Source organism: Pseudoalteromonas sp. NZS100_1 (assembly GCF_015864285.1).
Taxonomy (GTDB): Bacteria; Pseudomonadota; Gammaproteobacteria; order Enterobacterales; family Alteromonadaceae; genus Pseudoalteromonas; species Pseudoalteromonas arctica.
The window spans coordinates 136,748-148,821 of the sequence record NZ_JADYXN010000003.1 but is presented as its reverse complement, the minus strand read 5'-3'; the positions used below and the strand labels follow the sequence as shown (position 1 = coordinate 148,821).

General features: G+C 36.3%; 11 protein-coding genes and 1 tRNA gene. 6 read left to right on the top strand and 6 right to left on the bottom strand.

Annotation, left to right across the window (positions count from 1 at the left end):
* Positions 1-23 precede the first annotated feature (23 nt).
* Complete coding sequence (cysB, locus tag I6F66_RS03225; RefSeq protein WP_002961670.1) at positions 24-1,001, bottom strand: HTH-type transcriptional regulator CysB; 978 nt, start codon at positions 999-1,001, stop codon at positions 24-26.
* A 324-nt stretch (positions 1,002-1,325) separates the two neighbouring features.
* On the opposite strand from cysB, the gene I6F66_RS03220 reads away from it, so the two are divergent.
* Positions 1,326-2,084 (top strand): hypothetical protein, encoded by a 759-nt coding sequence (locus I6F66_RS03220; protein ID WP_007583833.1) that lies wholly within the window; start codon positions 1,326-1,328, stop codon positions 2,082-2,084.
* Between the two features lie 74 nt (positions 2,085-2,158).
* Here the strand turns inward: I6F66_RS03220 and I6F66_RS03215 are convergent, their stop codons facing one another.
* Positions 2,159-3,451, bottom strand: a complete 1,293-nt coding sequence (locus tag I6F66_RS03215; RefSeq protein WP_010555089.1) for an NCS2 family permease — start codon at positions 3,449-3,451, stop codon at positions 2,159-2,161.
* Between the two features lie 118 nt (positions 3,452-3,569).
* Here I6F66_RS03215 and I6F66_RS03210 point away from each other — a divergent pair, with 118 nt between their 5' ends.
* The 3 genes from I6F66_RS03210 to I6F66_RS03200 all read left to right on the top strand — a co-directional run bounded on the left by I6F66_RS03210 (position 3,570) and on the right by I6F66_RS03200 (position 5,285).
* Positions 3,570-4,034, top strand: a complete 465-nt coding sequence (locus I6F66_RS03210; protein WP_007583707.1) for a tetratricopeptide repeat protein — start codon at positions 3,570-3,572, stop codon at positions 4,032-4,034.
* Between the two features lie 298 nt (positions 4,035-4,332).
* Positions 4,333-4,767 carry a SulA-like leucine-rich domain-containing protein gene (locus I6F66_RS03205; RefSeq protein ID WP_007583705.1) on the top strand — a complete coding sequence of 145 codons (435 nt, stop codon included), beginning with the start codon at positions 4,333-4,335 and terminating at the stop codon, positions 4,765-4,767.
* 38 nt (positions 4,768-4,805) lie between these two features.
* Positions 4,806-5,285, top strand: a complete 480-nt coding sequence (locus I6F66_RS03200; RefSeq protein ID WP_010555087.1) for a YchJ family protein — start codon at positions 4,806-4,808, stop codon at positions 5,283-5,285.
* A 74-nt stretch (positions 5,286-5,359) separates the two neighbouring features.
* Here I6F66_RS03200 and I6F66_RS03195 read toward each other — a convergent pair whose 3' ends face one another.
* The 3 genes from I6F66_RS03195 to I6F66_RS03185 form a co-directional block, all read right to left on the bottom strand.
* Complete coding sequence (locus I6F66_RS03195) at positions 5,360-6,277, bottom strand: diguanylate cyclase (protein WP_024598317.1); 918 nt, start codon at positions 6,275-6,277, stop codon at positions 5,360-5,362.
* A 193-nt stretch (positions 6,278-6,470) separates the two neighbouring features.
* Positions 6,471-6,773: a DUF6172 family protein gene (locus tag I6F66_RS03190; RefSeq protein WP_002961433.1), complete on the bottom strand. Its 303-nt coding sequence runs from the start codon at positions 6,771-6,773 to the stop codon at positions 6,471-6,473.
* A gap of 179 nt (positions 6,774-6,952) precedes the next feature.
* Positions 6,953-7,480, bottom strand: coding sequence for a VC2046/SO_2500 family protein (locus I6F66_RS03185; protein WP_165728208.1), 528 nt, complete (start codon positions 7,478-7,480; stop codon positions 6,953-6,955).
* A 112-nt stretch (positions 7,481-7,592) separates the two neighbouring features.
* Between I6F66_RS03185 and I6F66_RS03180 the strand changes: the two genes are divergently transcribed.
* A tRNA-Tyr gene (locus I6F66_RS03180) sits at positions 7,593-7,677 on the top strand.
* Positions 7,678-7,762: 85 nt separating this feature from the next.
* Here I6F66_RS03180 and I6F66_RS03175 read toward each other — a convergent pair.
* On the bottom strand, positions 7,763-8,449 hold the full coding sequence (locus I6F66_RS03175; RefSeq protein ID WP_331458734.1) for a SprT family zinc-dependent metalloprotease: 687 nt from the start codon (positions 8,447-8,449) through the stop codon (positions 7,763-7,765).
* Positions 8,450-8,738: 289 nt separating this feature from the next.
* On the opposite strand from I6F66_RS03175, the gene I6F66_RS03170 reads away from it, so the two are divergent.
* Positions 8,739-12,071: an MHYT domain-containing protein gene (locus I6F66_RS03170; RefSeq protein ID WP_165740682.1), complete on the top strand. Its 3,333-nt coding sequence runs from the start codon at positions 8,739-8,741 to the stop codon at positions 12,069-12,071.
* Positions 12,072-12,074 lie beyond the last annotated feature (3 nt).

The window sequence follows — 12,074 nt, the reverse complement described above, 5'->3', positions numbered from 1 at the left end:
ATTATTCGTTTAATGTAGTGACATTATTTAACGGGTAACTCTATATCTGCAAATAACTTATCTACGTCATCTTGGTTACGTAATAAGCTTGCTCGCTCCACGCGCTCTTTAGTTAAATGCGGTGCAAAACGTTCGATAAAATCATACATATAAGTACGTAAAAAACTGCCCTTTCTAAAACCAATTTTGGTCGTGCTAGCTTCAAATAAGTGGCTTGCATCAATACACACTAAATCGGTATCGCTTACTTGATCTATCGCCATTGAAGCAACAACACCAACTCCTAAACCCAGTCGTACGTATGTTTTTATAACATCAGCATCGGTTGCGGTAAATACAATGTGTGGTTCAAGCCCGTGTGCGCTAAACGCTTTATCCAACTCTGAGCGGCCCGTAAAACCAAATACATATGTAATGAGTGGATATTGAGCAATATCAGCAACGGTTAAACTATTTGCCTTTTTAGCCAACGGATGGTCTTTAGCGACAACAATACTGCGATTCCAATGGTAGCAAGGCAGCATAACTAAATCTGAATACAAATGCAGTGCTTCTGTTGCAATAGCAAAATCGGCATCACCGCGTGCTGCAGCATCCGATATTTGCTGTGGAGTACCTTGGTGCATATGAAGCGATACCGCAGGGTATTTTTTCATAAACCCTTGAATTACGTTAGGCAAAGCATAACGCGCTTGGGTATGTGTTGTAGCAATATTTAACTTACCTTGATCAGGTAGCGTATGCTCATTAGCAACGGCTTTAATACCTTCTACTTTAGAGAGTATTTCACGAGAAATATTAATAATATCTTCGCCGGCACCGGTTACATGCGTTAAATGCTTACCACTGCGACCAAAAATTTGCACACCCAACTCATCTTCTAACATGCGTACTTGTTTAGAAATTCCTGGCTGCGAGGTAAATAAACTCTCAGCAGTCGCTGAAACATTTAATTTATGATTTTGTACTTCTACGATGTATCTGAGTTGTTGTAATTTCATGGCTGCAAATTTTAACGTTATTATTCATATTATTTATAAAGGCAATACCGCTTAAAACCAAGTGTTATTTACGTAAAATAGCACTTTAGGTCTTTAGGTGTGCAATTATCTGATTAGAGCTCAAGGCTAGCATAATAAATATGCTTCAGGTAGCGATGATTATTCAGCTTTAGTTTATAAGCCCTTAGGCTTACTGCAGTTTATAAAGAGCTCAACCTATCAATTTTTTGGTATATTTTTTAAGTTAATCGGCGCAAAGCTACCCTGTTAACGTATATTTAATGTAAGATTAAATAATTAGGTTATATATCCGAGAATTACACCATGATCGTTTCTATTATAATAGTGCTTATAGTTGCATTGATTGTGATTGCACTTTGGGTAAGTGCTGTACAACAACACAAAGAAAAACAAGAGGCAGAACGCCGTAAAGAGCTTACAAAACAGAAAGCTATAATAGAAGAAACGGAAGAGGCACTAATGAATAGTGCTAACATCCCCCTTTCTGAAAATCTAATTCGTACATTACAGCGCCGTATTTACGAAGCCTTAAATACAATGGTTACTAACTCGCAAACATCTAAAGCACTTAAAAGCCGCTTAAGTGAAGCAAAAACGCACTTATCTAATCCAGTTCAAGATAATAGCAGTGAAGCTTTAACGCTACCGAGTAATGACAAACAACTTGTAGGCCTAATTCAAGGCATTAAAAAATTACGCTCAATTTTACGCTCTGAACACAGCAAAGGTCGTATTGATAGCCAAGTTTTTGTTTTAGAAGATAAACGTCTCGAAAAACTACAACTGCGTATTAATATTGAAAGCCAAATAAAACGGGGCCTATCTGCCCGTTCAGCAAGTATGGTTGGCTCTGCAAGACAGTACTTTGAAAAAGCGCAGGCAACACTCAGTGCAGTCACCTACTCTGATGAATACGTAACAACAAAACGGCTAGAAGTTGAGGGTTACTTAGAGGCAATTAGTGTTGAACTGAGAGCTTCTAATGCAAGCGCACTTAAAAAGAAAACAGAAGAAGAGCAAGACGACTTAGATATACTGTTTGCTCCTAAAAAGAAATGGTAGTGCTTTTATAAAAGCATTAAAAAAGCCTGCACAAATTAAAATTTGTGCAGGCTTTTTTGTATTTTTGTTAGCTATTAAGACAAAAATGCAAACTTGAAAACAAACAAGGCTGTTAATATCCAAACACTAATACTGACTTGATCTTGCTTACCGCACAAGACTTTAACCGCCGTATAAGATATAAAACCAAGTGCAATACCGTGCGCAATCGAAAACGTTAATGGTGTCATTAGTAATACCACAGTAACAGGAATTGCATCGGTCATATCATCCCAGTTTACAAACTTTAAATTTTGCAGCATCAGAACAGCGACATATAAAATAGCGCCTGCCGTAGCATAAGCCGGTACCATTTGTGCAAGCGGTGCAAAAAACATCATTAGTAAAAAGCAAATGCCTACAACTACAGCTGTTAAGCCAGTACGTCCGCCAACAGATACACCAGCAACCGATTCTATATACGATGTAGTCGTAGACGTACCTAGCATCGCACCTGCAATTGTTGCTGAGCTGTCAGCACTTAATGCGCGCCCTAAACGAGGCATGTTACCTTTTTCATCAGCTAAACCTGCTTTTTGAGTTACCGCAACTAATGTACCCGAAGTATCAAAAAGATCGACAAACAAGAAAGCAAAAATAACACTCATCATTGATATATCAAAAGCGGCTGCAAAATCTAGCTGCATAAAAGTAGGCATTATTGATGGTGGCATAGCCATAACACCGTGATATTCAACAAGCCCCAAACTTAAAGCAATGCCAGTCACTAATAAAATACTAATAAGCACGCCACTTTTAAAATCGCGGTATAAAAGCGCTGCAATTACAAAAAAGCTTAATATAGCCAATAACGGTCCTGGAGAAGTAATGTCGCCCAACTGCACTAATGTTGCCGGGCTTGAGACAATAATGCCTGCATTTTTAAGGGCAATTAATGCTAAAAAAGCACCTATACCCGTTGCGATTGCTCGCTTGAGCACCAGAGGTATGGCATTAATAATCCACTCTCTGACTTTAAATAAGCTTAAAAACAAAAATATACAACCCGACATAAATACAGCCCCTAACGCGGCTTGCCAGGTATAACCCATTCCTAATACGACACCATACGTAAAAAAGGCATTTAGTCCCATACCAGGCGCTAATGCTAATGGATAATTAGCCCATAAACCCATTATAAAACAGCCTATCGCAGCTGCTATACATGTCGCTACAAATGCAGCCCCTTGATCCATCCCAGCCTCTGCGAGCATAGCCGGGTTTACAAATACAATGTATACCATAGTTATAAAGGTAGTTAGGCCAGCAACGCATTCGCGTTTAACTGTTGAATTATTTTCGCTCAGTTTAAATAAGGCTTCGAACATAATAAACTTGTGATAGTAAAAAGTGGCGAGATTTTAACATAAAAATTATCTTTTACAGGACATTTTACCTTGCTATATACTAAACTGTTAGAGTAGTTAAAATAATAAATGAACCAATATGCTTAAAACAACACCTTGTGAGCAAGACTTAGAGCAACAGCTAGATAATATTTTAGGTTTTGTTACTCAACCCGAAAATACCTCTGTGCCCGTTGATAATAAAAAAGATGAGCAAAGTACGTTAAATAAAGCCCTATATTATTTAAAAAATAATCAAGCTCCATTGGCTGCAAAATGGATGCGACTTGCTGCAATGGCGGGAAACCATAGAGCACAGTTTTATTTAGGTTTATTTTTTGTGAAAGGTGAAGGCGTGCCACAAAGTGTATTTCATGCTGTAGCTTGGTTAAGCTTAGCAAGTAGCCAAGGGTACGCCCCTGCCACTGCAGCGGTTACAGATATACGCAAACATATCGAAACTAAGCGATTTAAAGATGCTCAGTGTTATGCGGCAAGTTTGTACGAACAAATCCACCAACTCCAGTTTTCTCATATGATCCCTCGCACGAGTGAAAACACATAAGCTAGCTATGGCAGAAGTACTGTATGCAGTGTAAAAAAATACTGTATATGGTTACAAAGATAATCCTATACAGTATAAAACCCCAAAATGAAGACACTACGAAAAAAATTATTTTTAGAATACCTTCTCAAAAACAACCCTATAACAACCTGATTAATAAAGAATTATAAATTAAAAAAATAAAAACAATGATCAAAAGCTGAATAACTGTACAAATAAATAGCATAAAAGGCTTGCACGAAAGCACTGTATAAACTACTGTATATGAATACTGTATAAAAACCCAGTGAGTGAAATTATGTTACAGCCTATTACCGTAAGAACAGTTAAAAGTTACCAACAAGATGAGCAAAGCGATTGCGTGAATTTGATTCAAATTGAAGATGAAATTTCAGCGACCTTTGAGCTTTTAAAAGTATTACACCAATACAATAGCTCTAATGCATGGACGTTACTAATTGCTCCAGATCACGTACCTAGCAAAGCTTTACTTGACTCATGCTCTATTGATACAAGTAAATTACTTGTTATTAGACAGAAGCACCTAGTAAATTTAGAGTATGTATTAAATTCTGCATTACATAACGGAAACTTTGCAGCGGTAATTACCTGGACCGATATAGTTAATAACCAACTACTTACGAATTTATCGTTCGATTTAAGTAAAACGAATACAAAACTATACTGTTTTACTAAAAAGTCTCAAACAACAGAGATATCACTCGCCCAATAAGCTTGTTAAACTAATGTTTTAGACTTTGTATTATTATTATGACTTCACTCAATACCACATTATGTTTTTGCAGCAGTGGGCACAATTATGCTGATTGCTGCGAGCCGCTTCACTTATCTGTTAAGCAAGCTGATTCTCCTGAACAACTTATGCGCTCACGATTCAGTGCTTATGTTATTAAAAATGCAGAATATGTTTATCAAACCTACGCAAAAGAAAAACAAGCTGAAAATCCGGTTAAAGAAATCAATGATTTTGCTAACAGCTGTCGATTTATAAATCTTGATGTAATTGGGTCAAGCCATGATGGAGATACCGGCACTGTAGAATTTAAAGCCCAATATTTTTATCAAAACTTATTTTGTGAGCTCCACGAAAAATCGCAGTTTATTAAAGAAAACACTCAATGGCGTTATTTAGATGGCACTATATATCCTGTTGAAGATATTAAAGTGGGCAGAAATGATGACTGCCCATGTGGTAGCAATAAAAAGTACAAAAAATGTCATAGCGTGTAATAAATAATCTTATTTAATATTTATCACCTACAAGGTGTTTTTAAGTGGCAAAGTGATTTATTAGCTAGCTAAACTTAAAAACACACTTGGTTACGACCTTGCATTTTGGACTCATACATTTTTTCATCTGCGATCTGCAAGGTGTTTTTGTTATTTACGTACGGTTGTAGGGTTGCACCGCCAATACTAATAGTCACAAAGTCATATTCTGAATATCTGTGTAATATTCCTAAATCGACCACATTTTGTTTAATTTTATCAGCAACACAAATCGCACCTTCAGTGCTTGTATGCGGTAAAACAACTACAAACTCTTCGCCGCCGTAACGCGCAACAAAATCGGTTGGCCTTTGCAAACTATTAGTAATAGTTTGTGCAACAAGGTTTAAAACCGTATCGCCTTGCACATGACCATAAAGATCGTTGTATTGCTTAAAGTAGTCTATATCGATGAGTAATAGTGCATAGTCGACTTTTTCTCGTAAGGCGCTTCGTTCCATTTTAGAAAAATGCGCATCAAAATAACGACGATTGAATACCTTTGTTAAATCATCTAGAAATACTTTTTGATTGAGTAAGTCATGTTGAAGTTTCATCGTAATATGGGCGCGCACTCTTCTATATAAAGTTTCCGAGTTAGTTGGTTTCTTTATAAAATCTACAGCTCCGGCTTCCCAGCACTCTTCTTCTTGATTTTCAGATGAGGTTACAAAAATAACGGGGATATCTTGTGTTTCAGATATATTTTTTAATTTTAGACATGTTTCAATACCACTCATTCCTTCCATATTAATATCGAGTAGTATTATATCTGGCGGATTATGTTTACAAATTTCAATCGCATCCTCACCACAGCTCGTTGTTGTTACACTAAAATGCTCTGATAATATTTTTTTTAATACAATTAAGCTTAATAGCTGATCGTCAACGACAAGTACCTTAGAGCTCTTTAAGCTTAATTTCAATTGGTGGTCAGAGTAATTTATCGGCATGGTACAACTGTTTTGTTTTTTTTATTAAACACACCCTATATCACTACATTTTGTTATGCAAATGTTAATAAAGTAAAATTCTACTTATTGGTTACTAATAAAAATGATTTATGGTGAATCTTTAATGCATAAAAACAAAAAATGAGCCACTTGGGCTCATTTTAAAACTTCGAACACTTAATTAAATTAAGTGTTATTCGTCATCATCTAAATCTAACTGTTGACGTTGAGCAGGTCGAGCTAAAATCTCTACATAGAAAGAGGTCAAACCTTGCTTTTCAATTTCGCCAATTTGGTTACTTAATTCAGCAACGTGCACAACTTGCGCATCTTCAGCTGTGTTACCAAACTTACAGTCAAATGCCCAATAGTCAGCATCTTCAGGTAGCGTTTTATTACGCTCTCTTTTCAAATATTTTTTCACTTCGTGCTTTGCAGCATCAACCATACGAGGGTATTTGATTTTCTCGTGATTTAGCGTGAATGTTTTCTTCATTACGTTCCTAATTACCTTGGTTTAATGATAATGGCATTTCATGTCATACCATTTGACGCCATTATAGCAATTGCATTTAATTTTTGGATGCTTTTTTTTCATTAAATCAATTATTAGCAAATATATAAAGCAGACCCGTTATAAAGCATATATTAACTGGTGATTATTACAATCATATATCACACCGCAATGAGCTGAAGTGGTTGATGTAATGCATCATTATTAAGGCTGTCGTAAAAAGCAGCTGCATCTATAGGGGGATTAGCTAGTTGGGTTTGTTCGCTTTTAATTCTTCTTCTGACGGCAAGCTCACAGTTATCTATTATATTAAGTGGAATATGCTTATCATCATTTCTAATCGCAAGTGGTTCAGGGCTTAAGCATTGTCTTAACTTAATACTTGTCATACCACAGTGCTCTCCTTCTTGAGATATTAATGATGCATTAAATTGTCCAACCAACATATTATATTCATCAGGGGCTAAAAGTTGCTTTGGACCTGCGCCAAATTGCTTTCTTAACGCCTCTTCTTCTATAACTAAATTATCTATTTCAGTTTTTGGTAAATGAAATTGACTAAAGTCGAGTGCGTCATGTGACAGCATCGCTAATAATAGTGCAAATTCGCCACGGCGATTTTCATGCACACTATTATTGAGTCTACTGTTTAACTGACTCTCTGTGATTAACAAATCATCTATTTGCATAGTCTTTAGCCGATTGTGGTAACTGATAGATATTTATCGGCTTTATTTCAATTTTCTTTAGCTTTTTTCTTTACTTAAATACGCAATTTGCTATTATCAGCGCCGTTGCATTGGAGGGGTTCCCGAGCGGCCAAAGGGATCAGACTGTAAATCTGACGGCTCAGCCTTCGCTGGTTCGAATCCAGCTCCCTCCACCACTTCTCTACTATTCCTATATTCCTATATTCCTATATTCCTATATTCCTATATTCCTATATTCCTATATTCCTATATTCAGTAACATCAAAACACCCACTGTAAACTCATACCATTTTGTTTTAACCAATTAGATGATGTTTTGTAATCGGGGAAAAACGCCTCTACTCGCTGCCAAAAAGCTTTGCTATGATTTAAATACTTTAAATGGGCAAGCTCATGAACAATCACATAATCTATAGCGTGGTAAGGAGCACCTATAAGATGTAAATTAAAAGTGAGTTCTCGCTTGCTATTACAACTCCCCCACTTTCGTTTATAAACACCTATTTTTAAATCATTTGGCAACTCTTCACCCATTTGAGTACAGAAATACGCTAAACGCATTTCTATGTAAGCAATAAGCTGCTCTTTTAAATAAGTCTCTAATAGCTGTCGATACTTTTGATTAGTGTTTTTAACTCGAGGAGATATTGTAATAAGTAAGTGGTCATCATACGGGGTTACTTTGGAATCTTGGCCTGAGTCCAATTTCAAATAAATAGTTTCTGAAAAAACACTTATTTTTTTAGATTCAAAAGGGTACTGCTTAGTGTCATCAATTGACAATTGTTTTTTTAATTGTTCTGCAACCCACTCTTGTTTGTCAAATAACCAAGTATCAATGTGTTTTTTTGCGACAAAATGTGGCGCATACACAGTTACCTTTTGACTATGCACTTTTATTGCGACTGTTTTGCGTCTAGTACTCTTTTTTAGTTGATATTCAAACACGACCTAAACTCTAAATATTGCATCCGTTTATATAATCCATATTACCATCAATTTTAAACTCTTAGGCATACAGTCGCACCTAACTCCTAATCCACTTTATTATAATAAGCTATAGATTGAGCCGTCTGTTTTATTTGAATTGAAAGTTAAAATATTTTATTTACTTCAATAACAAAAAATAAATAAACTTGGTTAGAATTCGTCACTTTATAGCGCGATTAGAAATAACGGTTCATTTATTAGTAAATTAGATTAAACTTGTAAAATAAAGATTATATTTCGAGCCGTTATGCTATCAGCTTTCTTCATTACAGACCAAGATCCAAGCCTAATACTCAATGGGGTTTACGACCCTCTTCTAGTCTCAATGTCTGTATTAATAGCCATTTTTGCTGCTTTTTTTACTACAAAGCTCATTGATTTAGCAAAAGAGACTAAATTCCCTCGTTATCAACGTTTAGCAAATATAACCGCAGCAACTGTATTTTCTTCTGGTATTTGGAGTATGCACTTTATAGGTATGTTAGCTTTTTCGCTATGTACTAATATAAGCTACGATCCAACAATCACACTACTCTCTTTTCTTCCTGCTTTATTAGCATGTCAGTATGCAGTATCAATACTTGTAAATAGTGATGGAAACTTTAGAGTGCTCAGCATTTGCTCCATCTTACTAGGGGCTGGTATTGGTACAATGCATTACAGCGGTATGGCTGCAATGGAGCTTTCCCCAATGTTGCGCTATGACCCACTGACCTTTGGCCTTTCAATTTTAGTTGCCGTCGCTCTTTCGTTTATAGCGTTATATAGCCGCTTTAATCTTGAAAAATTTTTTCCAAAACTATCATACCTACAAAATAGAGCCATCAGCGCTACAATATTAGGCTTTGCTGTTGCTGCTATGCATTATATGGGCATGGCATCTACACGCTTTGTTGCAACATCTCCTCTTTTATATGACGACGCAAATGCTTCTGCTGGGCTCACTTTTGTAGCCATCGCGGTTGCAACTGCAACGATTGCCATTACAAGCGTAGTAGCGGTACTTAATGGCATGGTCAGATATAAAATGTTACTTGAAGAAAAGTCAGCCGACGAGTCTCGCTTAAACGCAATTTTAGGCACAGCCATTGATGGAATCGTAACGATTGATCACACCGGCATTATTTTGAGCTTTAACGAATCAGCCAGTAAAATTTTTGGCTGGCACGAAAATGAAGTACAAAATCATAATATTAAAATGCTAATGGATGATGCTATCGCGATGCATCACGATAGCTACCTTTCTAAAGCTAAAAATATTGATTTAGGTAAAGTAATCGGTGTTAACCGTGAAATTTTTGCAAAGCATAAAAATGGCCACTTATTCCCGATTCGTTTGGGGATTGGAGAAGTTAATCAGCCAGGGCAAAATCCTCTATACGTAGGCTTCATAACAGACTTATCAGAGCAACGAGCTTTACAAAAAAGCCTAGAGGAAAAAGAACAAAAGTATCGCTCTTTAATGGATAACATGCCAGGTGTGGCTTTTAGGTGTAAATTTGATGATAACTGGACCATGCTTTTTATCAGCCCGAGCATCAACGAGTTAACGGGTTATAACCCTAATGAATTTACTGAACATTGCATTGAATTTAACGATCTAGTTTTAAAATCAGACCAGCAACCTATTGTAGATGCCGTCACAAAAGCCGTAGAAGAGAAACGTCAGTATTCAATCGAATACAGAATTCGCCACAGAAGCGGTAAAATCTTATGGCTTTTAGATAAAGGCAGCATCGACTTTGACCCCCAAGGCCAAGCAAAGTGGATTGATGGTGTTTTAGTCGATATTACAGAACGCAAAGAATATGAAGAAAAACTAGAGCAAGCTAAATTTAAAGCTGAAGAAGCTGCTTATGCAAAGCAATCTTTTATGGCTAATATGAGCCATGAAATACGCACCCCTATGAATTCTATAATAGGTTTTAGTGACTTGTTAATGGATACCCCACTTGATCAAGAACAACAAAAACATTTAGTGACCGTAAATAATGCAGCGCGTTCATTACTTAGATTATTAAATGAAATTCTCGATTCCGCAAAACTAGAGCGCGGTAAGCTCACTATTGAGCCAATACACTTTAGTTTAAAGCCAGTAATAGACAGTATTATTTCTACTTTTTGGTTAGAAGCTAAAAAGAAAGATTTAGAACTTAAACTTCATATTAAAGAATCAGTAAGTGCTACTTATTACGGTGACCCAGATCGACTCAGGCAAGTACTTACTAATTTAATTGGTAATGCTATTAAGTTTACCGAAAAAGGCTCTGTTACCGTAACTGTTGCTATAACACAAAATCAGCATCTGTTTTTTGAAGTGCAAGATACCGGTATTGGTATTGCAAAAGATCGTATTCAAGCAGTGTTTCAACCTTTCGAACAAGCCGATGGTACTACTACTCGCCGTTTTGGTGGTACAGGTCTTGGTACTACCATAAGCAAACAACTTGTAGAGCTTATGGGCGGAACAATAAACTTAGTAAGTGAGCTAGGTAAAGGCACCTGCTTTTACTTTTCATTGCCGCTTACTTTAGGTGACGAAACTAAAATAGATCATTTTGATGGTCTACACACACAACTGCCTGCACTTAGGGTGTTAGTAGTTGACGATATAGAGCAAAATACAGAACTACTTTCTTTACTCCTGTCACGCGATCAACATGCAGTTACCAAGGCATCTAACGGACTTGAAGCGATTAAAGTATTTGAAGAACAAGACTTTGATGTCATTTTAATGGATATACATATGCCATTGTGTGATGGCATAGAGGCAACACAAAAAATAAGAGCAATAGAAAATCAAAGACAAATTAAATACACGCCAATTATCGCGCTCACAGCCAGTGTATTACAACAAGATAAGCTTACGGCTAAAAAAGCAGGCATGAATGGCTTTGCAAATAAACCCGTCGATATAAATCAGCTAAACCAAGAAATAGCACAAGTGCTTGGTCTTGGTATTGCAAAAGAAATGGTTATATCGCAAAGCGATCCTAAAGCGCAGCATATAGATTTTGAAAAAGGGTTAGCCCTTTGGGGTTCTAAGTGTAAACAACTTACAGAGATTACTAAATTTATTAGTGACAGTAATAAACGGTTCGAAACATTATTCAGTGATAAATTATCAAACATAAAAGATGTCGATAGCACCATTCACACACTTAAAGGTGTTGCTGGTAACTTAGGTCTAATAACATTAATGAAGTTATTAACCGATTTAGAGCAAAAACAAAGTGACGCTAAAGTTATTAGTACTTTAGAGGATATAAAAAACGAGCTACTTGTCATCTCACAATTGCTATCATCTAATACTTGCGATAAGCCAAGTAGTAAGCCTGAAGATAATAGTTCTGACACGCTATCAATTGATGAAATTAAGTCACTGTGTAAGACGCTTTATCAAGATGCACAAAATGCAGAGCTAAATGATGAGCTATTAGCAAAGCTGCAACGCGGCGCACCTTCAATCTATAAAAATGAAGTTGATGCTATAGCCGAGGCCTTTGATGAATTTGATTTTGATAAAGCACACGTAATACTAGAAACCTTACTTGAAAAACTAACAAACAATGAGTATTAATTA